Source organism: Planktothrix sp. PLAVEN19ND (assembly GCF_057220675.1).
This window is the reverse complement of the sequence record NZ_CM170132.1, coordinates 5,007,268-5,030,608: the sequence shown is the minus strand read 5'-3', so window position 1 is coordinate 5,030,608 and position 23,341 is coordinate 5,007,268. Positions and strand designations below refer to the sequence as shown.

At 40.4% G+C, this 23,341-nt stretch carries 22 protein-coding genes; 10 read left to right on the top strand and 12 right to left on the bottom strand.

Annotation, left to right across the window (positions count from 1 at the left end; translation table 11 throughout):
• The first annotated feature begins 211 nt into the window (after positions 1 to 211).
• Together AC2D3N_RS21620 and AC2D3N_RS21615 are read left to right on the top strand one after the other, a co-directional pair.
• Positions 212 to 1,282 carry a hypothetical protein gene (locus tag AC2D3N_RS21620; protein WP_484692108.1) on the top strand — a complete coding sequence of 357 codons (1,071 nt, stop codon included), beginning with the start codon at positions 212 to 214 and terminating at the stop codon, positions 1,280 to 1,282.
• A 35-nt stretch (positions 1,283 to 1,317) separates the two neighbouring features.
• Positions 1,318 to 1,686, top strand: a complete 369-nt coding sequence (locus tag AC2D3N_RS21615) for a hypothetical protein (protein WP_484692107.1) — start codon at positions 1,318 to 1,320, stop codon at positions 1,684 to 1,686.
• Between the two features lie 111 nt (positions 1,687 to 1,797).
• Here the strand turns inward: AC2D3N_RS21615 and AC2D3N_RS21610 are convergent, their stop codons facing one another.
• From AC2D3N_RS21610 to AC2D3N_RS21600, 3 genes are all read right to left on the bottom strand, one after another.
• A complete protein-coding gene (locus AC2D3N_RS21610) occupies positions 1,798 to 3,189 on the bottom strand; it encodes a hypothetical protein (RefSeq protein WP_484692106.1) in 1,392 nt (463 codons plus the stop codon).
• A gap of 54 nt (positions 3,190 to 3,243) precedes the next feature.
• The gene (locus AC2D3N_RS21605; RefSeq protein ID WP_484692105.1) at positions 3,244 to 3,579 is read right to left on the bottom strand and encodes a hypothetical protein; all 336 of its coding nucleotides are present in this window, start codon (positions 3,577 to 3,579) and stop codon (positions 3,244 to 3,246) included.
• Positions 3,580 to 3,799: 220 nt separating this feature from the next.
• The gene (locus tag AC2D3N_RS21600; protein WP_484692104.1) at positions 3,800 to 7,489 is read right to left on the bottom strand and encodes a CHAT domain-containing protein; all 3,690 of its coding nucleotides are present in this window, start codon (positions 7,487 to 7,489) and stop codon (positions 3,800 to 3,802) included.
• A 240-nt stretch (positions 7,490 to 7,729) separates the two neighbouring features.
• On the opposite strand from AC2D3N_RS21600, the gene AC2D3N_RS21595 reads away from it, so the two are divergent.
• Complete coding sequence (locus AC2D3N_RS21595; RefSeq protein WP_484692103.1) at positions 7,730 to 8,062, top strand: DUF6883 domain-containing protein; 333 nt, start codon at positions 7,730 to 7,732, stop codon at positions 8,060 to 8,062.
• Positions 8,063 to 8,080: 18 nt separating this feature from the next.
• Positions 8,081 to 8,332 (top strand): DUF4926 domain-containing protein, encoded by a 252-nt coding sequence (locus AC2D3N_RS21590; protein ID WP_484692102.1) that lies wholly within the window; start codon positions 8,081 to 8,083, stop codon positions 8,330 to 8,332.
• Positions 8,333 to 8,550: 218 nt separating this feature from the next.
• Here the strand turns inward: AC2D3N_RS21590 and AC2D3N_RS21585 are convergent, their stop codons facing one another.
• Both AC2D3N_RS21585 and trpS read right to left on the bottom strand, forming a co-directional pair.
• Positions 8,551 to 9,441, bottom strand: a complete 891-nt coding sequence (locus AC2D3N_RS21585; protein ID WP_484692101.1) for a methylenetetrahydrofolate reductase — start codon at positions 9,439 to 9,441, stop codon at positions 8,551 to 8,553.
• 117 nt (positions 9,442 to 9,558) lie between these two features.
• The gene (gene trpS / locus AC2D3N_RS21580; RefSeq protein WP_484692100.1) at positions 9,559 to 10,566 is read right to left on the bottom strand and encodes a tryptophan--tRNA ligase; all 1,008 of its coding nucleotides are present in this window, start codon (positions 10,564 to 10,566) and stop codon (positions 9,559 to 9,561) included.
• 51 nt (positions 10,567 to 10,617) lie between these two features.
• Here trpS and AC2D3N_RS21575 point away from each other — a divergent pair, with 51 nt between their 5' ends.
• From AC2D3N_RS21575 to AC2D3N_RS21555, 5 genes are all read left to right on the top strand, one after another.
• Positions 10,618 to 11,463 (top strand): ion transporter, encoded by an 846-nt coding sequence (locus AC2D3N_RS21575; protein WP_484692099.1) that lies wholly within the window; start codon positions 10,618 to 10,620, stop codon positions 11,461 to 11,463.
• A 65-nt stretch (positions 11,464 to 11,528) separates the two neighbouring features.
• Positions 11,529 to 11,759 carry a hypothetical protein gene (locus AC2D3N_RS21570; RefSeq protein ID WP_079678166.1) on the top strand — a complete coding sequence of 77 codons (231 nt, stop codon included), beginning with the start codon at positions 11,529 to 11,531 and terminating at the stop codon, positions 11,757 to 11,759.
• Positions 11,749 to 12,960: an 8-amino-7-oxononanoate synthase gene (gene bioF / locus AC2D3N_RS21565; protein WP_484692098.1), complete on the top strand. Its 1,212-nt coding sequence runs from the start codon at positions 11,749 to 11,751 to the stop codon at positions 12,958 to 12,960. Before AC2D3N_RS21570 ends, bioF begins: the two co-directional genes overlap by 11 nt.
• Positions 12,961 to 13,040: 80 nt before the next feature.
• The gene (locus AC2D3N_RS21560; protein WP_484692097.1) at positions 13,041 to 14,312 is read left to right on the top strand and encodes an S-layer homology domain-containing protein; all 1,272 of its coding nucleotides are present in this window, start codon (positions 13,041 to 13,043) and stop codon (positions 14,310 to 14,312) included.
• 15 nt (positions 14,313 to 14,327) lie between these two features.
• On the top strand, positions 14,328 to 14,843 hold the full coding sequence (locus tag AC2D3N_RS21555) for a DUF29 family protein (protein WP_079678169.1): 516 nt from the start codon (positions 14,328 to 14,330) through the stop codon (positions 14,841 to 14,843).
• Between the two features lie 398 nt (positions 14,844 to 15,241).
• Here AC2D3N_RS21555 and uvrB read toward each other — a convergent pair whose 3' ends face one another.
• Positions 15,242 to 17,239: an excinuclease ABC subunit UvrB gene (gene uvrB / locus AC2D3N_RS21550; protein WP_484692096.1), complete on the bottom strand. Its 1,998-nt coding sequence runs from the start codon at positions 17,237 to 17,239 to the stop codon at positions 15,242 to 15,244.
• 219 nt (positions 17,240 to 17,458) lie between these two features.
• Here uvrB and AC2D3N_RS21545 point away from each other — a divergent pair, with 219 nt between their 5' ends.
• Positions 17,459 to 17,929 (top strand): DUF4079 domain-containing protein, encoded by a 471-nt coding sequence (locus tag AC2D3N_RS21545; RefSeq protein WP_079678171.1) that lies wholly within the window; start codon positions 17,459 to 17,461, stop codon positions 17,927 to 17,929.
• Between the two features lie 189 nt (positions 17,930 to 18,118).
• Here the strand turns inward: AC2D3N_RS21545 and AC2D3N_RS21540 are convergent, their stop codons facing one another.
• From AC2D3N_RS21540 to psaD, 6 genes are all read right to left on the bottom strand, one after another.
• Positions 18,119 to 18,340, bottom strand: a complete 222-nt coding sequence (locus AC2D3N_RS21540; protein ID WP_484692095.1) for a hypothetical protein — start codon at positions 18,338 to 18,340, stop codon at positions 18,119 to 18,121.
• 55 nt (positions 18,341 to 18,395) lie between these two features.
• Positions 18,396 to 19,838: a cysteine--tRNA ligase gene (cysS, locus tag AC2D3N_RS21535; RefSeq protein WP_484692094.1), complete on the bottom strand. Its 1,443-nt coding sequence runs from the start codon at positions 19,836 to 19,838 to the stop codon at positions 18,396 to 18,398.
• Between the two features lie 159 nt (positions 19,839 to 19,997).
• Positions 19,998 to 20,342, bottom strand: coding sequence for a phosphoribosyl-AMP cyclohydrolase (gene hisI / locus AC2D3N_RS21530; protein WP_484692093.1), 345 nt, complete (start codon positions 20,340 to 20,342; stop codon positions 19,998 to 20,000).
• Between the two features lie 31 nt (positions 20,343 to 20,373).
• A complete protein-coding gene (locus AC2D3N_RS21525) occupies positions 20,374 to 20,823 on the bottom strand; it encodes a SufE family protein (RefSeq protein WP_079678175.1) in 450 nt (149 codons plus the stop codon).
• A gap of 250 nt (positions 20,824 to 21,073) precedes the next feature.
• Positions 21,074 to 22,591, bottom strand: coding sequence for an anthranilate synthase component I (gene trpE / locus AC2D3N_RS21520; RefSeq protein ID WP_484692092.1), 1,518 nt, complete (start codon positions 22,589 to 22,591; stop codon positions 21,074 to 21,076).
• A gap of 106 nt (positions 22,592 to 22,697) precedes the next feature.
• Positions 22,698 to 23,126 carry a photosystem I reaction center subunit II PsaD gene (psaD, locus tag AC2D3N_RS21515; protein ID WP_079678176.1) on the bottom strand — a complete coding sequence of 143 codons (429 nt, stop codon included), beginning with the start codon at positions 23,124 to 23,126 and terminating at the stop codon, positions 22,698 to 22,700.
• Positions 23,127 to 23,341 lie beyond the last annotated feature (215 nt).

Genomic DNA, 23,341 nt, shown 5'->3' with positions numbered 1-23,341 from the left:
ACCGCATACGAATTGAACTCAATTTGCCAAGTTAGATGATCACACCGGAAAATAAACTCAAGGCGTTGAAGGTCTCTTGGCATTGTTTTAGTCAGATTGGGATCAATTAGTTTCGGTTAGGGCTGTGTTGAGCGGTTGTTTCCCGAAACTAATTTTCAGCAATCTGGGTCATCTTTGCCATCAATTATTCTGTATTTGTGGATGCTTCCCAATGAAATCCAGTCACCCCAACCGTCGCCCCCAAGCGATCCCCCCTGTGAACAAGAAGCAGCCCCGCCCATTTATATTGGCGTTGATGTTGACTGGGGTTTTAGCTTTAAAAGCTGACTCAAATTTATTAAAATCTGCCTTAGTTCACAGTCGAGCAGTCATCTCTGATTCCCTTACCATTACCCAAAAGCCTGTTTCTCCCAGACCGACAGAAACACAACGGTTATGGGAAATTCCTGAAAATCCTATTGCTATTTCTCCCATCACCCCGACCTATCGGGTTTTGCCGAATCCTTTATTTAAACATCAGGGACATTTACCCAAAACCATTCCGGTTATCTATGCAAAAACCCCTTTAAATCCTGAATGGGCAGTTAATGTCGGGGATCGGGCTAAGGTTTTACCCCCGACCGTGGACAAAAAAATTCGGGAAACTATCGCCCAGGAATCGGGAGTTATTGTCCAAGATCTTAAAATTGTAGAAGCGCGTCAACAAACTTGGCCAGATACCTGCTTAGGACTAGCTAAAACCGATGAAATCTGTGGCCAAATGTTAGTTTCAGGGTGGCGGGTAGTAGTCTCCGATGGTCGCCAAACCTGGGTCTATCGCACGGATGCTCAGGGAAGAATCATCCGTTTAGAATCCCAAGGTCATTCGTTAAATCTTCCATCCTCGGTCTTAGAGTCGGTGTTTAAGGATATTCTGCAACGGTCAGGTTTATCTCCGTCTCAACTGACTCTGGAGGCGGTGGAAGAACAAATCTGGCCCGATGGTTGTTTGGGGTTAGTGCAACCGGGGATGTTTTGTACCCAAAGTCTGGTGGCGGGTTGGCGGGTGATTGTCGGTCACGAAAACCAGCGTTGGGTTTATCGCACCAGCCAAACGGGTTCTAGTATACAATTTGATCAACCTGCTAGTTTAGTTATACCGAGTTTGCGTGTACAATTTTTGAATATTCCTGGGAATAATTTGTTATCTCCTTGGACAAAAACCTTAATTGCCCATCTGTCAACTTCCTGTCAAGTCTCGAATTTTGTTAATTTATCTATAGGAGAAACGTGTTCAAATTAATCAGTTTCCCCTTAAACTTATATTTAATATAAAGTATGACTGATATTAGTGGAACTTGGTTAGGAACCTATTGGCAACAGGGAGTTCCTACTCGTTTTGAAGTAACATTTATTCAGAGCGGTAATTCCTTAGCTGGGAATATTTTAGATGAGGGTTATTTGGGAGAAGCTCAAATTAGCGGGGCTGTGCTGGGTCGAGGGGTGAGTTTTACCAAACAATATCTAACGACTTCTCCCGATACGGTTAGTTACACGGGGACGGTCTCCGAAGATGAAAATTATATTCAGGGACAATGGCAAATTAGTCGGTTGTCCTCGGGAACTTGGGAAGCCCATCGCCAAGGAGATAATTTATCCTTGGAATTTAATAACATCATAGTTGAAAAGGTTCCGGTTTTTTCTTAAGCAATCAATTCCGTATCAACCCGAAGCCGTTTCTGTTTAAATTACGCCGTTGTTGGGCTTTAGCCCTTCTTCAAGGAGTGCTGAAGCCCAACAATTTGCCCGTTAGATAGATCAATTTTTAGATGATTTGCTGTCTCTACAGCGTAAATATTTCGCAGTTGATAATCCCATAACTAAAGTGATAGTTACACTTAATAAAAAGGCAAATATCCCCGGATGAGTGAATATTGTTAATGGGGATTGATTAGAATTAATCAAAGGTCTTTCAACATAACCAGAAAATGTTGATGCTGCTATTCCTCCCACACCTAAACTGATTCCTAAGATTGCAATTGTTTTTTCTAAGGAGCGATCAATTTCCGCCTGTTCAATTTCAACTAATCCGCGAATAGTATTAATTAATTCTGAAAACAAATTTTGACCCGGTATTAAATAACCTAAATCAACGTTAATTTGTTCTATAAACTTGTTTTTTGTGCGGGTTTCAAATTCATTGAAAAAGGGTAAATTATCCTCTGGTATCAGAATATTATTCAGTTTATTTAGATAATGTTGATAATTTTTAAGATTCGTTTCTATTGTATTTAACTGAAGTTTCATCTGTTGAATATATTCGCCATATTCAAAGGAAGATTGAGGAATTTCAATTAACTCCTGTTTTAAATTTGCTAGTTTTTCTGTTTGATTTTGGGGTAATTTCTTGAGATTATCTACTTTGGGTAATAACTGTTTATATAAATCCTTCGCTTGTTGATAACACCAACGAGCTTGAGTATAGCTATACAGAATTTTATGGCGACAACACAACAAATTAATTAACAATTCATAATATTTTCCCTGTGCTTCTAACATTTGGGTTCGCGGAGAACAATTAAACCAAATTAACAAATTAATCGAGCGCGAGGGGTTATATTCTCCCGTATCATATTCAAAAATAGGACTTCCAAAAAACTCACCTTGTGAGGGAGTATTTTTTAACAAACGTTCTGCGTCTGAACTCGGAAATAACTCCTTAATACAAGCATTGGCAAAATCTTGATAGTGATCTGATTCTGATAGTAAAGGTTCCGCAAATAATATTAAGGTTTGTCCTAAATCTGATTTAATATTCTTAGGTAATAAACAATAATTAGGGTTTAAGAAATAGTTAAATTCAGACAGATTAACAACAGCTTCAGGACGATGAAAGGTAATATCAATGGCGTAGGTATCATGTATTTGTAGGGGATAAACTCCGCCTTTGAGTTGGGGTTTATTCAGTTCGGGAATAGCATAAAAATGTAAAAACTGCTCTGATAAAAGTTCTACATAGTCATTTGAGATATCATCTTCTCCTGGGGGAAAACCAATTTTTCCTTGATCTTGCTCAAGTCGATTAATTAATGTTTTTAAATGGGGAGAATTTAATGTTTCTCCTAATTCTTGGCATTTTTCCCAAAGGTGATTTGCTGTTTCTATAGGTTCATCCCCTAACGCTAAATTATTTCTAAGTTGAAAAGCCATTAGCGTTAGTTTGGGATTTTTAACGGTTCTGATTATTGATTGATCTGCCATAAATTAGGATTGAGCAGGAGGTTTTTTAACGGATTGTTGAATTGCGTTTTTTAATGTTTCTTTGTTAATTTGTTGATTTGGTTTAGGAATATTAATAAAGTTAGTTCCGGGTATACGATCAACTTCTGATATAGAATTATTCAAGATTTCTAATTGAGCATCTACAATTTCATCATGGTTTTCATACCAGGTTGCGATCGCAACGGATAAGGTTTCAAGATCATCAGGTAAGGGTTCAATTAACGCGATTAATTCTTGACGTTTTGACTCAGTAAATAATTGAGGCTGTTCCTGTAACAGTTGCATAAAGGCTTGGAGGTTTTGCTGGTAGAAAGACATGGGCTAATACTCTAACGCAATATAGAATTAATTATATCAAATTTAGGGTTAATTTTGTAAACCTGCTCCAAGAAACCGAAAAGCCCTGAAATAAATTTCGGGCTTAAAGCTAAAGTCATCTAAAGATGACTGAAATGCTAAACCGTTGAAATTTAACCCGTTTTAACGGGTTTGAGCTATAAGCCTGAAATTTATTTCAAGGCTGATCAAATTTTAATACTTATTTCCCGATCGCACAAAATGCAGCCCAATAATAGGGAGAAGCAAAGGGTTTTTCATTATTATTCATGTTCTGTAAAGACTGACGTAACTGCATTTTATTCCCCGGATCGATCCAAGCTAATAATTCGGCTTTGGTCGCATTTCTTAACCAATTTTGAGCATGATTTAACGCGATCGCAACTTCTTCACCCTCCTGCAATAATTGATAAAATTTAATCATTAAAATAGCCGTAGAAATATCACTCACCGCCCACAGAGAACTGACAACATTAGTCGAACCCGCAACTAGAAACCCACTGGGTAAACCAATATATTCATCACTATTAGATTGAACATCAATTAACCCCGTTTCACAGGCGGAAAGGGTGACTAAACGACAGCTACGCAAATCCAATGTAAACACATCCCCCAAGGTTAAACATTCACTCAGATCGAGAGTTTGACCTTTTTCCAGGCGAAGATGGCGACTCGGATCAAGGGGCGAAGGTGCGGGCTCTAGGTAACAGTCTGCGAATAGTAATGCAGACAAAATAGGATTCTCAAAATTAAAATAACCGTGACAGGAAAAATGGTGACAGTTAGCCGTTTTTAGGGTGGTTTGTTGTTCATTAAAGGTGGTTTTTTTCGCGTTTTCATGGACTAGAATATGACTCGGATTAAAATAAGTGCGAATACTGTTAACTTCTAAGTCCGTATAGTCTAAATCTTTTGTCGGATTTTGAATCGCAAATAGTTGAGAAAAATCGGGACGCTGGCGGTTTTTTGCGGTTTGTAATAGTTGACAACTGGGAGCATAACTCACCCCACCGGAAAACAGATCCATTAAAATGACAGACTCCTGTACGGGCGAGGCGCGCCTCGCCCCTACCCCTGACGAGGAAGTTAACTCTCCTAAACGATCTGGAGATATCGGTAAAGCGTGCAGGGGGAATAAATGCAGGAAACGGTTAGGAATAAGTACCAGACTATCGCATTTTTCCCCGATAATATTGAGGATTTGGTCAAAATGTAGGATTTCTCCCAGACGTTGCAGACGGGAGTTTAGGGTGTTTTGCCATTGTTTTTTATCAGTTCGGTAGGCGGTGAGGTAGTCGTCAGCCCATGCTGTCAGGGCGTTATAGTCTTCGGGGGTGGACTGCCAGAGTTTGATCCCCCCTGCCCCCCTTAAAAAAGGGGGTTCTGAGTTTTCCGATTCCCCCCTTTGATAAGCAGGGGTTAGGGGGGGTGGAGTAACAATAAATACCACAAACTGATCGCTTAAAATATACCATTCCAAAATCGCGGTATTGTCCCCCGTCAACGCTTGAATATCGCTAAAGGGGATGGGTTGAACCTTTTGGGTGAGGCGGAAATCACCGTCAATGGGGGTAATATCACGGGTAATGAGGTCGTCGAGTTGTTGCCGCAGTTCGTTGAGACGGCTACGATCTGGGGGTGAGGTTTGCAGGGCGGCGATATTGGGGCTACGTTCTCCGGTTGTCCCGTCCCCAAAGCGGTTGCGGGTGCGTTCTTCGATTTCCAGGCGGCGTTGTTCGGTTTCGATGTTTCGACGCAGACGGTCGAGTTCATCGAGGACGGTTTGGGGGATATCGCCTTTGGGGTAAAGGTCACGGGTTGCCAACAGTTCAACGAGGTTACGGGTTTTGCTGCGTTCAACATATTCTATGGCGGCGGTATAGTTTTTCAGTTCGATGCAAACTTCCACCATTCGTTGATAAAGTTTTTGCCATTCTTCCGCTAATTTCTGTTTATCTGCATCTCCCCCTTTAACAATTCCTGCCCGTATTTCTTCGAGGGTTTCAATGGCATTATCAAAGGTTTCGTAAGCTAACTGCCATTGTTGAATATTTTTATAAGCCCGTCCTAAATTAAATGATGTTTCTAAATAATTGTAAGGAAATGCTGCACGGGTTCTAATTTCTAAAGCCGCTTGAAAGGCTGCGATCGCCCGTTCAATATTCTCGGCTTTTTCCCCTTTGATTCTATCATAATAGGCAGCAGCCAGATTATTTTGAGTCTCTGCCCAATTTTCAGGAAATGCTGCACGGGTATAAATTTCTAATGCAGCTTGAAAGAAGGTGATCGCCTGTTCAATATTCTCGGCTTTTTCCCCTTTTATTCTACCATAATAGGCAGCAGCCAGATTATTTTGAGTCCTTGCCCAATTTTCAGGAAATGCTGCACGGGTATAAATTTCTAAAGCAGCTTGATAGAAGGTGATCGCCTGTTCAATATTCTCGGCTTTTTCCCCTTTGATTCTACTCCAATAGGCAGCAGCCAGATTATTTTGAGTCATTGCCCAATTTTCAGGAAATGCTGCACGGGTTCTAATTTCTAAAGCAGCTTGATAGAAGGTGATCGCCTGTTCAATATTCTCGGCTTTTTCCCCTTTGATTCTACTCCAATAGGCAGCAGCCAGATTATTTTGAGTCATTGCCCAATTTTCAGGAAATGCTGCACGGGTATAAATTTCTAATGCGTTTTGACAGGCTGCGATCGCCTGTTCTATATTATCAGCTTTTTCCCCTTTGATTCTATGCCTATAGGCAGTAGCAAGATTCATTTGAGTCATTGCCCATTGTTCAGGAAATGCTGCACTGGTTCCAATTTCTAATGCAGCTTGATAGCCTGTGATCGCCTGTTCTATATTATCAGCTTTTTCCCCTTTGATTCTATCCTTATAGGCAGTAGCCAGATTATTTTGAGTCATTGCCCATTGTTCAGGAAATGCTTCACAGGTATAAATTTCTAATGCAGCTTGAAAGAATGCGATCGCCTGTTCTATATTCTTGGCTTTTTCCCCTTTGATTCTACTCCAATAGGCAGCAGCTAGATTATTTTGAGTCATTGCCCATTGTTCAGGAAATGCTGCACGGGTTCTAATTTCTAAAGCAGCTTGATAGAATGCGATCGCCTTTTCAATATTCTCGGCACGCTCTCCCCGTATGCGTTTATAGTAGGCATTTGCCAAGTTATTTTGCGTACCTGCCCATTGTTCAGGATAAGCGGTAAGGGTTCTCACTTCTAAAGCCGCTTGATAGTAAGCGATCGCTTTTTCAATATTCTCGGCTTTTTCCCCTTTGATTCGATTAAGATAGGCAGAAGCCAGATTATTTTGAGTGTCTGCCCATTGTTGAGGAAATGCTTCACGGGTTAAAATTTCTAATGCAGCTTGATAGGCTGCGATAGTAATCTCTAAATTGTTCTTTCGACTTCCCAGGGGAAACTGTTGGATTAAATTACCACAATTGACAATATCTGCGGCAATATAGGTAGCTTTTTCTATGGGAAATTCTTTAAATTTAGCAGTTGCCAAATTCGTTAAAATATCGGCTAAATTTTCATCAAGTTTATCGAGATTTTTGGCAAGTAGGGGATAAACAATTTGAGGATTTCCATCACTATCTGAAATTGCTTGCAAAACTTCCATTAAGAAGTTATAATAATCTTCAGGGGAATTCATTTTACCTAGCAAAGTCGATAATTGTTCTGCTAAATTGATTAAAAATTTCGCATCTTGTTGTCTTCCGTCTTCCTGCAATTGTTGGGATATTGCTAATAAAACCTGTAGGAAATCTTGATCCAGTAATTCTTGATTGTCCTGTAAAATTTGCGGTTCTTCGCCACTGGGACAGGCGAGAAGATTGTTAATTAAAGTTAAATAGGCGTTTAGGCGTTGTTCGTTCATGGTTAGGGGTGGGGAATAGAGATTATTTTAAAAATGATTAGGCCGTTTAGTCGGCGTGTCCTGGGAACTATTAGTCATAACCCTAACTCCCTGATGTTAGTCTGATTCAATTCTAGCTCAACAGGAGAATCAGAAACCGGGTTTCTTCCTTAAATCTGGGTTAGGATAAAAAGATTGTTGCACCAAACCCTGCGACTCAATTTCGAGATAAACTGGGGTTACTTGTTTAGATACTTCTCTATGCTGATTCCCCATGCTGAGAATGCAGTGGTTGATATTCGTAAACTACGGGACTACTGCCTCAATTTAGAACACGACGACGGTAAGCACAAAGCCCGGCTGTTTTCGTCTATTCTGGGGATGACTGCTGATGATGCGGAAGAATTGCGCCAAATTCTGCTGGAAGTTGTTAAAACTCAAGCAGCGCAACTCGGTAGACTAGATGAGTTTGGTCAACGTTACACCCTCGATTTTACCGTCCAATGGCAAAATAAAAGTACAAGGCTTAGGAGTGGTTGGATTATCGAGCAGGGTTCGGATATTCCCAAGTTAACCACCTGTTACCCCCTGTAATCAATAGAGGCAATATTTATGAAATCCAAAACCATCAAGTTGTTAGATGTGGTGGCTCTCACCGTTGACCTTCCCGAATATAATTTGTGCCAAGGACAAGTCGGAACAGTGGTAGAAATTTTGGCAAATGGGGCTGCGTTTGAAGTCGAATTTAGTGACCATCGCACGGGTCGCACTTATGAATCAATTGGGTTGCGTCCAGAGCAAATCATTGTCTTGCATTTTGAACCCGTTTCCCCCGATACTCAACTCGCAATGCTCCCGGTCTAACCTGCATAATTACCAAATTATACAAGCGAATTAGCGATCGCTAACCCACTTAGGTTAGAAGTATTACTAACAACAATTATACCTAACTTGTTCAATTATACCTCAACAGGGAGTTCAGAAATCGGGTTTCTTCCTTAAATCTGGGTGAGGATAAAAAGATTATTGTAGAAACCCGGTTTCTTGGGGTTCACTGACGTAGCCTACAGGAATTTTAGATATTAAAACAAAGGTTTAATTCCTGCTAAATCCAAAATTTTAGGAATTAAATCTTCCCGTTTAACTGCCATAATATGGACTCCATGACAGAGTTCACGGGCAATTTTAATCTGTTCGGATGCAATTAAAATTCCTTCTTCTAGGGGGTGTTTAGACTGTTCTAAACGATCAATAATTGTATCGGGAATACAAACGCCCGGAACATATTTATTAATAAATCGAGCATTTTTCGCGGATTTTAATAGAAAAATTCCGGCTAAAATCGGCTTTTTACTACTATCAGCAATTTCAGTCATAAATTGATCTAACCGATCAAAATCCGTAATTAATTGACTTTGAAAAAATTGCGCCCCCGCTTCTATTTTCCGTTCAAATCGGCTTTTTAACCCTGACCAACTGGAAGATTGGGGATCAACAGCCGCCCCCGGAAATAAATCCGTCGCCCCATCGGGTAAGATTTTATTATTCCAATCTTTACCTTGATTGAGTTTATCAATCGCTTGTAATAATCGCACAGATTCTAAGTCAAAAACCGCCTTAGCATCGGGATGATCTCCGGCTTTGACCGGATCACCGGTTAAGGCTAAAATATTTCTAATCCCGAGGGCTTGGGCACCTAATAAATCCGCTTGTAAACCAATGCGATTGCGATCGCGACAAGCCAATTGATAAATCGGTTCTACCCCATGATGCAATAAAATAATTGAAGCGGCCAGGGAACTCATACCTAAAACAGCCCGACTCCCATCGGTAATATTAACTGCATGAACTCGACCTTTGAGGAGTCTGACCATTTCAATCATGTGGCTGGGGTCTGCGCCTTTGGGGGGGGCGACTTCCGCCGTTACAATAAATTCATCTAAAGTTTGACAAGCAGTACGAAAACGATTCATTCTTAGGGTCTGAGGTTATTTTTTAAAGGTTAATGTTGAGAGTTTGTAGCCTGGTTGAAAGTTCCTGAATCAGATCATCAAATAGGGATGATCAATTTTAATTCATCGGAATTGAACTTATAAAGGTCGGGAATATCCCATGGCTTCCTTAATGCGAGTTAGGGTTTGGTTAGCCACCGCTTCGGCTTTTTCTCGACCAGTTTTTAACACCGATTCTAAATAGCCCCGATCATCCATTACCGCTTTATATTTTGCCTGGATGGGTTTAAGATTTTCAATCAGAGTTTCTGTGAATAAAGGTTTAAATTGACCCCATCCCATATCCTGAGCTTCTGCTGCAACTTCGGCTTTAGTTTTACCCGCTAAAATTCCATACAGCATTAATAGATTATGACATTCGGGACGGTCTGGATCATCAAAGGTTAAACCACGAACTGCATCGGTTTTACAGCGTTTAATTTTTTTAGTAATGGTATCAGGATCATCTAATAAATTAATCCGACTTAATTCGGAGGGATCGGATTTTGACATTTTGCGAGTCCCATCGGTGAGACTCATCACCCTAGCCCCTTCAGGACGAATTAAGGGATCAGGTAATTTTAATAGGGTTTTTCCTTTCCCGAATAAATGATTAAATCGTACGGCTAAATCCCGGGTTAATTCCAGATGTTGTTTTTGGTCTTCTCCCACGGGAACTTTATCCGCATCATAGAGTAGAATATCTGCCGCCATTAATACGGGATAATCGAGTAATCCCACACTGACATTTTCCCCCTGTTTAATTGCTTTTTCCTTAAACTGAATCATATCTTCTAACCAATTCATCGGGGTAATACAATTCAGTAGCCAGGTGAGTTCAGTATGGGCGGAAATATGGGACTGAACAAAAATTGTAGAATGGTCTAAATCGATGCCACAGGCTAAATAAAGAGCGGCAATAGTGTAGGTATCGGTTGCTAAGGTTGCAGGATTATGGGGGACGGTAATGGCGTGTAAATCGACGACACAGAAGAAGTTATCGTATTGCGCTTGATGGTCTACCCAGTTGCGAATCGCCCCTAGATAGTTGCCTAAATGCAGGTTTCCGGTCGGTTGTACTCCAGATAGAACTCGCTGTTTACCCATAAGATGATATTAACTGAACTTAATACTCTATCTTGGCACGAATGGGATAATATGGTTGAAAAATTGAAGCATCGTGTGTTTCTGCTTTTAGAGACGAAGGAACACCAACACCCGTTAGGTCGATTTTTTAAATATTTTTTAATCTTTTTAATTACTTTAAATACCCTGGTGGTTTGCATTGAATCGATAGATGAAATGTTTAAAATTTATCAAACGATTTTAAACGCATTTAATCAGTTTTCCTTGGGGGTTTTTACCTTGGAATATATATTAAGGGTCTGGTCATGTACGATCCTTAAAAAATATCGTCATCCTGTTTGGGGAAGGCTAAAATATATGTTAACTCCCCTAGCAATTATTGATTTAATTGCTTTTGTACCCTTTTATTTTCCTTTTGATCCCGGCAATTTTCAAGAGATGAAATTCTTGCAATTGACTCGCTTTTTACAAATTTTGAAATTAGGTCGTTATTCCCAGGCAACTCGAATTTTAACTCAAGTGATTGATCTGAGAAGAAAGGAATTAATCTTAACATTAAATGTGGTATTTTTTTTGTTGATATTTTCAGGAAATTTAATTTATTTTGCCGAACATGAAGCACAACCGGATAGATTTCCTCATATTCCGGCGTCCATGTGGTGGGCGGTAATTACCTTAACAACGGTGGGTTATGGAGATGTTTATCCTATTACTCCCCTGGGAAGATTATTAGGGGGTATTTTAGCGTTATTAGGAATTGGACTTATTGCCTTACCTGCGGGGATTATTGCCTCTGGTTTTACGGAAGTGATTGCCCTGAATCAACGGACAAATAAAACCCTTTATCCTAAAATTTGTCCCCATTGTGGTAAAAATATTGATCAACCTCTGGAACATTCTAGGGATCTTGATCATTAATTGATTTTGCGGTTATGATTGAAAAAGTTTAATCTAATTTTGCTAAAATTAAGGAAGATTTAATCATGGGTCTGGAACGAAAACTATTTAGAGGAATGTTTGAACAAACAGAAACGGTCGAATTGAGACAAATATGTTTTACTCCCAGTCGCATTTTTGAACCAGGACATTATATTGCTGGAGAGTTACCTGATATTGCTTTTGATCTGGGTTTAGTGGATAAATTACCCCCAGTTCGTGGCAAAAGTGCCGAAATTAGTCAACCCTATCCTGATGATATTGAACATGATCAATGATGCTTATGCTTGGATTGAAAAAGCACTCCATACCATTCATAAAGCGGACTGGTATCGTTCGGTTCAAACTGTCGAAAGTCAACCGGGATCTACTCTTATTATAGAGGGTAAATCCTTAATTAATTTTGCCAGTAATGATTATTTGGGATTGACTGGAGATCAACGGTTAATTGATGCCGCGATCGCAGCTACCCAACAATTTGGTACGGGGGTGACAGGTTCTCGATTATTAACTGGACATCGCCAACTCCATCGAGATTTGGAATTAGCGATCGCCGCTTTTAAACAAACCGAAGATGCCTTAGTTTTTAGTTCTGGTTATTTAGCTAATATTGGCACAATTGCGGCTTTAGTTGGGCAACGGGATTTGATTTTATCCGATGAATATAACCATTCTAGTCTAAAAAATGGGGCAAAAATGAGTGGGGCAACGGTGTTAGAATATCAACACAATCACCCAGAACATTTGAGAAAACTATTAGAAGAAAATCGTCTTCCCTATCGCAAAGCCTTAATTATTACAGATAGTGTATTTAGCATGGATGGAGATTTATGTCCCCTACCTGATTTACTCGATTTAGGCGAAGAATTTTCCTGTATGGTATTAGTAGATGAAGCCCATGGAACCGGGGTTTTTGGTAAAAATGGAGCCGGATGTGTCGATCATTTTAACTGTACGGGAGAGCCTTTAATTCAGATGGGCACTCTGAGTAAAGCCCTGGGAAGTTTAGGGGGTTATGTCGCAGGATCGGCGGAATTAATTGACTTTTTAAGAAATCGCGCTTCTAGTTGGATTTATACCACCGGATTGAGTCCTGCGGACACCGCCGCCGCCTTAGCCGCGATTCAAATTGTGCAAACCGAACCCCAACGCCGGAAACAATTATGGCAAAATGTAAAAACCGTAGAAACCCTATTTCGAGATCATAAAAAACCATCTAATTTACCAATTTCCCAGACCCTTTCCCCAATTTTTTGTGTTCCGATTAAAGATGCAGCCACGGTATTAACCCTCAGAAATCAACTCAAAGAACAGGGTATTTTTGCCGCGGCTATTCGTCCCCCAACTGTCAATACCAGTCGGATTAGGATTTCCTTAATGGCAACTCACACCCCCATGCAGTTACAAACATTGGTTCAGGTTTTAACCGATATAATTTTTGAAGGAAACACCAAGACACAAAGACATCAAGAGCTATAATTAAGGAGTATTAATTCGTAATTCGTAATTCGTAATTCGTAATTCCCCATTACCCATTACCCATTCGTATCCCTATATTAATGAAATACATTCTTCTATTGACTGGTTTAACTGTTACTTTAATCGCCACCCTATCCTCCTGTGCCAATAGTCCCACGGGGGAAGCGATCGGAAATTCTCTAAAAGCTGATCCTCAATTAGAAACTTCCCCCCCGCCTGAACCGATCATCACACCGACTCAAACCCCTGAACCTGTAATCCCTGCGGTTGAACTTCCGGCTGATTTTCCCTCAGAAATTCTGCCCTATCCTAATGCCACTTTACGAGAGGTTATGCCTTCCACAACGGATAAAACGGCTGTAATTACCCTCTGGGAAACCCCTGATCCGAGTAATGCTGTTCAGAGTTTCTATAAAAAAGAATTAGTGGCAAAAAAATGGGAAATTATAGATAATTTAGATAATGAAAATAGCGATAATCTGAATGCGGAGAAAGATAATTTAAAAGTTACTATTGCTCAACAATCTAATCCTAAAGCAGACGGAAAAACCTATTTTCAAATTCGTTATCAACCCATTCCTGTTACGGCGATCGCTTCTCCCACACCTACACCCACGATCACTCCTAATCCCGAAACATCAGAAAATAATTCTGTTTCTAAAGAGTTAACTTCCTTTGTTTCTGATATCGCAAAATTGGGTATTTTTAAAGCCCCCAATTCCCAAGAAGCCGGAATTTTACCCAACCCGAATGGTACGATTACTCGCAGTCAATATGCCCGTTGGCTAGTTGAAGTGAATAATAAATTATATGCCGAGAACCCAGCCAAACAAATTCGTTTGGCTGCGGGGAATAGTCAACCCATTTTTACAGATGTTCCAAAAACCCATCCGAATTTTGCTGAAATTCAAGGATTAGCAGAAGCTGGTTTAATTTCAAGTCCGTTATCAGGAGATAATACGGTGACAAAATTTCGTCCCGATTCCCCTTTAACTCGGGAGGATTTAATTGCCTGGAAAGTTCCCTTAGATACTCGACATTCCCTACCGAAAGCCAATATTGATGCAGTTAAAGAAAGATGGAGTTTTAAAGATACCTCTAAAATTGATCCGGGAGCTTTACCTGCTATTTTAGAAGACTATAATAATGCGGATAATTCTAATATTCGTCGAGTTTTTGGGTATACCACTTTATTCCAACCTAAAAAACCTGTTACTCGCGCACAAGCCGCCGCTACCCTTTGGTATTTTGGATTTCAAGGAGAAGGAATTTCGGCTAATGAAGTATTAAATAATCCTAATCCCAATCCCAATCCTAATCCAACACCAACACCAACACCAACACCAAATTAAGGGGAGGAAAAGCTGATGATTCAGGAATTAGCAGATTTAAAAGCAAGTCTTTTAGAAGGACGATATCAGGATGCGTTAACCCTCATTGAACAATTGGATGGCATGAGTAGACAGGCTAAAATTGATGCCATTGAATCACAGTTAGTCAGAATGTTGATTCATTTAGTTAAAAATCAATTAGAACAGCGCTTAACAAATTCTTGGGCGGCATCTATTCGCGGAGCTTTAGTAGAAATTAAAAGATTGAATTTGCAAGACAATAGAACATCTACTTATATCAAGCAAAATGAATGGCAATCTTTGATGGAAGATGCTTTAGAATCAGCAATTAGTGATGCTTCTGTAGAGGTTTTCCAGGGAGATTATACCCCCTTCCAATTATCGGAAATGGTCGATAGGGAGGCTGTAATTTTAGTGGGTGATAGTTTAATTGATTTAACCTATCGTTTTTCTAAAAAGGAATTACCAAATATTGTTAATCAAGCATTAATGCAATTACCTGGGGGAATAGCTTGGGGGAAGGGGAATTAGAAAAGATTGCGCTGAAGCGCAACAACGGGGTTTATGATAAGTTTTACTGATGTTTTTTGCAAAAATGTTTTGTTTTTTAAAGGATTGTCAGGAAATCTTGAAATTTTATTGAAAATAACTCTCAAATAGTTGACGGAATCATGGGGGTTCTGGTATAGTTAGGGAAATACCTCTCAAGGGTTTACTGTGTCTAATCTCCAAAACAGAGGCTAAAACCATGATTCCATCGTCAAATATCTTGATTTCCTGACAGAATTAGGGAGAGATGATGCACCAATTTTAGGCTAAAAACCGCAAGCTGAAAATGGGCATCTTGACAAAAAACCCATTTTATGTAGTAGACTCAAAAACGGAGTTTATCCTTCTCTTTCTTCGTGTCTTTGTGGTTTTTTAAAACCCTAATGTCCAAGCAACTTATCGCGTAACTGTTTAATTCGATCTCGCAACTTAGCTGCTTCTTCAAATTCTAACTTTTTAGCTGCCGTCTTCATTTGAGTTTCTAATTGGATAATTAAATCGGGAATACTTTCTAAGGGAAATTCCTCAAAGGTTTCTATCTGTTTCGCAGTAGTTTGAGCATTTAACCGTCGGGACACATCCAAAAATTCCAAAATAGAATTACTATATTTTTTAATAATTTGTTGGGGAATAATTCCATGTTTTTGATTGTATTTCCGTTGAATCTCCCGTCGTCGGTTAGTTTCCTCAATCGCTTTAATCATACTTTGGGTTAAATTATCCCCATATAAAATCGCCTGTCCCCTGATATTGCGCGCCGCCCGTCCGATAGTTTGAATGAGTGAGCGATGCGATCGCAAAAACCCCTCCTTATCCGCATCTAAAATCGCCACTAAAGATACCTGGGGTAAATCCAACCCTTCCCGCAATAAATTCACCCCAATTAACACATCAAACTCCCGATTTTGTAATCCTTGAATAATTTCTATCCGTTGAATTGACTGGATTTCAGAATGCAAATATCTAACATTAACTCCCCTTTCTTGCAAATATTCCGTCAAATCTTCCGCCATCCGTTTAGTTAAGGTCGTAATCAAAACCCGCTCATCCCTAGCAACTCGTTCTTGAATTTCCCCATATAAATCATCCACCTGTCCTGAAGTGGGACGGACAAAAACTTCTGGATCAATTACTCCCGTCGGACGGATAATTTGTTCCACCACTTGACCTTGAGATTGTTCAATTTCCCAATCTCCTGGCGTCGCGGAAACAAAAATACATTGATTCACTGTTTGCCAAAATTCCTCCGATTTCAACGGACGATTATCCGCCGCACTAGGTAAACGAAATCCATGATCAATTAAGACTTTTTTTCTGGCTTGATCGCCATTATACATTCCCCGAATTTGAGGTACACTGACATGGGATTCATCCACAATTAATAACCAATCATTGGGAAAATAATTAATTAAACATTCTGGAGGTTCTCCCGCCTGTCTTCCGGCTAACTGACGGGAATAATTTTCCACCCCATTACAATATCCCACCTCCCGCAACATTTCCAAATCATAACGGGTGCGTTGGGATAACCGTTGTGCTTCTAATAGTTTACCTTGACTTTCGAGGGTACTGACCTGTTGTTTTAATTCCTGTTCTATATCATCACAGGCTATTTCTAAACGATCTTCTGGGGTAACAAAATGTCGGGCGGGATAAATATTTAAACAGTCTAAACTTTGCAAAACTTCCCCCGTAACAGGGTCTGTATAACGAATCGCTTCAATTTCATCCCCAAAAAATTCTACTCTAATTATTCGATCTTCATAGGCGGGGCCAATTTCTAAAACATCACCTTTCACCCGAAACCGTCCCCGGCTTAATTCCACATCATTGCGGGTATATTGTACCGAGACTAATTCGCGTAACAATTCCCGTTGATCAACTTCTTCTCCCACCTGTAAAGAAATAGCAGCTTTTAAATATTCGGCTGGCATTCCTAACCCATAAATACAGCTAATCGAAGCCACCACAATCACATCTCGTCGTTCAAATAAAGAGCGGGTGGCGGAATGGCGGAGCATATCAATTTCATCATTAATTGATGAGGTTTTTTCAATATAAGTATCTGTCACCGGAAGATAGGCTTCCGGTTGATAATAATCGTAATAACTAATAAAATATTCCACCGCATTCTCGGGAAAAAATGACCGAAATTCGTTACATAATTGGGCGGCGAGGGTTTTATTATGGGCTAACACCAGAGTCGGACGTCCGATTTTTTCAATTACCGAGGCGATGGTAAAGGTTTTTCCAGTTCCCGTTGCCCCCAATAGGGTGCTGAAGGGTTGCCCATTTTGAATATTATCGGTAAGTTGGGCGATCGCCTGGGGCTGGTCTCCCAAGGGTTGAAAGGGGGCATGAAGTTTAAAGGGTTTCATTGCCAAACTTGATTAAGGATTCAACTAGGATAACAGCTAAGTGCCAAGAGGGTTGGGAGACCCAACCCCTACCCTGAAATATTACAACCTCGACGCGGATTGTCCATTTTCACACCGCAAATCACGAAAAATCAAGTAATAGGGCGAATAGATGACGGGCGATTGTCAACTGGTGTATGCTAAGTTTTATTAAGTTTTTTGGCTTGCTGAGAGAACATTATGGATTCGCCGATTCTAGTCTCGATTAAACCTTGGCTGAATTTCTTTCATCCGGTGTTGATGTGGATTTTGTTAGGATTATCTGTTTATGCGATGTATTTGGGGGTACAAATTCGTCGTACCCGGGAAGCGGACGGAGACACCAAAAAAGAGTTAATTAAGGGAAAATTCAATATTAAACATCACCAAATCGGTTCAGTTTTGCTGGCTTTGATGGTGTTGGGAAGTATTGGCGGGATGGGTGTCACTTATATTAACAACGGTAAACTGTTTGTTGGCCCCCACTTATTAGCGGGACTGGGAATGACCGGAATGATTGCGATTTCTGCCTCCTTAACTCCCTATATGCAAAAAGGAGTTAATTGGGCTAGATATAGTCATATTACCCTGAATACGATCATCCTGGGACTGTTTGCTTGGCAAGCTGTCACTGGGGTTGAAATCGTCCAACGAATTATTAGCAAAATGTGATCCCGGAGGGAATAGAAAATAGGCTGTTACTCTCAAAAATTGGGTTAAGTCAGATGTGAGAAATTAAGAATTATCCAATTTATTGAGAGTACAGTTTAATTTGACTTCAAGTGGTTTTCAATCTTTTTTACCTTTGTTTTTAGTTTCCAGAAATAAAGATATTGCTCAAGATGTGAGTATCGAGAACAACTATTTCAGACATTCCCAATCCTGTTCATGGATAATAGGGCTAATAATATCTCCTAAAGTTTTGGCTTTACCAGCTATCAAAGCCGAAGGAATCCGACGCTTTGGGGGTATTTTCGTTTCTTCTAAGACGGTCACAATAATACGCGCTGAACTCACTTGAGGTTGTTCTGATAGCCATTTCACCTGACCGTTTTCATAAATTGCTTCATAACTTTTTAACACAATAATCTCCTTTGGCTATATTTTAACACAAACAAGTTAGATAAAGCAACCCTAATTAACGATGCCAAATGGTTTGATTTCCAGGTTGATCAATTAAGGCAATTCCTAACCCTTTTAACTGATCTCGAATGCGATCGCTTTCTGCAAAATTTTTAGCTTTTTTTGCCTCTAAACGTTGCTGCACTAATATTTCAATTTCACTATCACTTAACCCTAACTCCTGACTTTCCTCCGGTTTTGCTTCTAATCCAAAAACCGTGGCTAATTCTATTAAAGTTTTCCAGGTTTTCTGTAAGTGTTCGGTCGAGGTATTAATATCGCCTCCATGAATTAGGATATTGCGATCGCGTCTTAATTCCTTAGCCAACTCAAACAAAATCACCAGCCCTTCCGGGGTATTAAAATCATCATCCATTGCCTCTTTAAACCGACCAATAGCATCAACATCAATTAGGGCTTTTTCATTGGGTTTAAAGCCTAATTCCTCGCCGTATTCGCTACCAAATAATAACCCCTCTTTTAAGGTATTCCATCCATTTTCAGCCGAAGCGATCGCTTCATCGGTAAAATCTAAGGGTTTGCGATAATGGGCTTGTAAAATGAATAAACGAATCACCATCGCATCCAAAGGACTATCCAACAAACCGCGAATTGTGGTAAAATTTCCCAAGGATTTAGACATCTTTTCCCCACTCACCCTAACCATGCCATTGTGCATCCAATAATGGGCTAAAGGTTGATGGGTTGCGGCTTCAGATTGAGCAATTTCATTCTCATGGTGCGGGAAAACCAAATCCCCGCCCCCGCCGTGAATATCAATCGTATTTCCTAATAGCGATCGCACCATCGCTGAACACTCAATATGCCATCCAGGGCGACCTTTTCCCCAAGGTGAATCCCATGCTGGCTCCCCTAGTTTTGCAGCTTTCCAGAGGGCAAAATCCGAGGGATCTTTCTTCTTTATTGTATCAGTGTCGGAGGAGGAAATTCGACCACTCGCACCCGCTTGTAATTGTTCCTGTTGACGGCCGGATAATTTGCCATAATCGGCAAAATCTTTTACACTATAGTAAACATCCCCATCCACGGCATAGGCAATCCCTTGATCTTCTAATTCTTGAATTAATTGAATAATTTGGGGAAGATGTTCCGTCACCCGGGGATAGGCATTTGCATCCCTAATATTCAAGCGCCGGATGTCTTCAAAATAGGCTTGAATATATTTATTAGAAACCACATCCATTGTGGTGCTTTCTAATTTCGCCCGGTTAAGAATCTTATCGTCAATATCGGTAAAATTCTGAATATAATTAACCCTATAGCCACTATATTCTAAATAGCGCCTCACAATATCCCAAGCCAGATAGGATCTCGCATGACCTAAATGGCAATAATCATAAACCGTCACCCCGCAGCAATACATTTTAACCTGTCCTGCTTCTAGGGGTTGAAAATCTTCTTTTTGACGAGTTTGAGTATTATAAATTTTGATAGCCATGTTTTTTATAGGGAACAAGGAATAGGGAATGGGGAATGGGGAATGGGGAATAGAAAGAAGATTGGGTCTACACTTAACTCCTATAAACGTGCCTATATCGGTTAAAAAGTTATTCGTGTATCTCTAATCTCTAAACTGATAACATTCAACAGTCAACAGTCAACAATTAATTTTAACTTCCTGAAAAAAACAACTTCTCGCCCCGGTATGACAAGCGATATCGCCAATTTGTTCTATTTTTAATAATAGAGTATCGGCATCACAATCATAATATAATGATTTAAGTTTTTGAATATGTCCTGATGTGGCTCCCTTGTGCCATAATTCAGAACGAGAACGACTCCAATAGTGAACTTCTTTAGTTTCTAAGGTTTTTTGAATAGATTCTTTATTCATCCAAGCCATCATTAAAACCGTACCATCTTCTGCGTCTTGAGCGATCGCTGGAATTAATCCTTGAGCATTAAATTTTAATGCTTCTATCCACAAATAGTCTTGATTCATAGTCAGTTTATATTTTTAATCCATTAATTCCTTAAACTTCAGCATCAAGGTTAGGGTCACAGTTTTGAGCTTTTTTCTTGAAGGTTTGGAAAATATTATAAAAACCGTTAGCGCGAGAAGGGGTTAAACTCGCTTGTAACCCAGTTTCTTGAATAAAGCTCGGGTCAAGTTGAACAACTTCTGTGGGAGTCATTCCATTCATTCCCATAATCAAAAAAGCCACTAATCCTTTAGTTAATTGAGAATCAGATTCTCCCTGAAACTGAACTTTTCCCTGTTCATCTAAGTTAGCAATCACATAAACCTGTGACACACAACCCGGAACTTTATTATCAGGAATTTTCTGATCTTCTGGAAAGGTAGGAAGTTTTTGGGCAATGGTAATTAACTGTTCATAACGTAATTTATTAGAAGAAGCCCGTTTAAAACGCTGTACAATCCGTTCTAAAGTTGGGGGTAGGGGAGTTGTGGTGGAAGACATAATCCAAAACCATAAAATTTCTACCTCAGTTTAGCAGGTGTTGGCAGGTAGGGAGGCTATTCACACTGTAGAGACGTGCCATGGCACGTCTCTACGACATCTAAAGATGACCTTTATTCACCCATTAAAAGGGGTTTGTAGGGGCGAGGTCTTCTCGCCCACTTTAAAGTCCAGACAACCCAGGCGCCAAGAGGGTTGGAAGACCCAACCCCTACGATAAAATGTTGCAACCTTAATGAGTAGCGCTATATCACCCTTTCAAGCAACGAATGGCTTCTAATAACCCCCGGGCTTTATTCAGGGTTTCCTCATATTCTTTTTCGGGTTGGGAGTCAGCTACCATCCCCGCCCCCGCTTGCACACTAACTCGATGTTCCCCTTGACCCTGGTTTTGAACAATCATCGTGCGGATGGTAATGGCAGTATTGAGTTGTCCTTCAAAATCATAGTAACCATAAACCCCGGAATAGGGGCCGCGACGACACCCTTCTAATTCATGGATAATTTCCATCGCCCGAATTTTCGGCGCGCCGCTCACAGTCCCGGCGGGAAAACAGGCTTTTAAAAGATCCCAAGCGGTTTTATTTTCTGCTAATTCTCCAATCACATTACTCACAATGTGCATCACATGGGAATAGCGTTCAATTACCATTAATTCATCAACTTTAACTGTTCCCATCCGACAAACCCGACCCAAATCATTCCGTCCCAAATCGACTAACATAATGTGTTCCGCGACTTCTTTAGGGTCTTTTAATAAATCTTCCCCTAACGCCTGATCTTCTTGATGGCTTTGACCACGGCGGCGAGTACCCGCAATGGGACGGACGGTGGTGATCAATTTTCCTTCTGGGTTTTTGTCCGCTTTCACCATAACTTCGGGACTAGAACCGATTAATTGCCAGTTTCCAAAGTTAAAATAAGCCATATAAGGAGATGGATTAATTAACCTTAAAGAACGATAAAGGGAAAAGGGATCGCCGGAATATTCAGCCGTTAATCTTTGGGATAAAACCACTTGAAAGATATCCCCGGCTTTAATATATTGTTTGCCTTTTTCTACATTGGTGCAAAATTGCTCCTGGGAAACATTACTAATATAATTTAAAGGCGGTTGTTGATCGGGGGGAGTCCATTCTAAAAGGGTATTTTGGGGGGATAATGGGGATTGTAATTTAGCTACTAATTGTTTGACCCGATCGCTCGCCTGTTGATAGGCCGTTTCTAAATCCGTATTCCGAGTATCGGCATAGGCGATCGCCCAAATTTTCCGTTTAACCTGATCAAAGATTAATAAATTATCAACCTGCATCCATAACCCATCGGGTAAATTATCGGAATTGGGGGAATATACCGGGACGCGGGACTCGATCCACTGAATTAATTCATAACCCCAAAAGCCAAATAATCCCCCAATTCCGGCGGGTAACTGGGGCAATTTTACCGGATGATAGGGTTGTAAACAGTCTTGTAGGGCTTGGAAGGGATCGCCTGTAAATTCTTGAATTGTTCCATCTCGCCATTTTTGTACCGTGTGGTCGCCATGAGCTTCTAAAATCCAAACCGGATCACACCCCAAAAAACTATAACGCCCGATGGTTTCTCCGCCTTCAACCGATTCCAAGAGAAAATTATAGGGTTGATTGGCACAAACCCGATACCAAGCCGAAACCGGAGTATCTAAATCAGCCACCCATTCTTGATAGACCGGAATAAAATTTCCTGTGGAAGCCAGTTGAGTAAATTGGGAGAAATCTGGAAAAATCATAGCGACTAATGGCGAACAATAAAAAATAAAGGATGAAGGCAAGAATAAACTATCCTCCATCCTAATATGTTTAGGGCATTGCCCTGGTTAATTGCACCTGATCGGTCTAAACGTCAGAGGTGCTTTTACCTGTGAATTTGACTTTAACTGGATCAACATTGCTACCAATATTGTGACTAACGGTGTTGACAGCTTCGCGTCCTTCGTTGACTTTTTCAGGGAAAACGCCATCTTTGGGATGCAGGTATTCAGTTTCGCCGTTGGGGAAAACCCGATAGATTTTATAGTTGTCGATTTTGGGTTTGAATTTTGACCGCAGTTGAGCGCCTAAAGCTAGACACTGTTCCTTGCGGGCTAAATACAGCAGGTTTTCCCCTTGGTTCATAATTGCTGCGCCACCTGTGGGCATTTCAAACACCTGTTCTTTGCTGCTAGTCCAGGTGATCGCGTATTTTTCTTCAACCAGGGCTTTTGTTAATAAGCCACCAGTGCTGCCACCAAACTTTGGTGGTGTTCCAGTCAGTGCTTCTGCCATAGGAATATCACTCAAATTATGTTTTTAGGGCATCGTAACACTGATGTTGCCCTTGTCTATAGCAGTCGTAAAGAACCGTTACAGAAATTAGGGGGTAGGGGGAGGTGGGTAGGTTGGGGGAGCTACTCTTAATTTGTCTACCGCTTACCAAAAATCTGGGTTTAAGGCCCCGAGGCGACTTTTGGGATGATAGCTTATCAACTTAATCTGGGTTA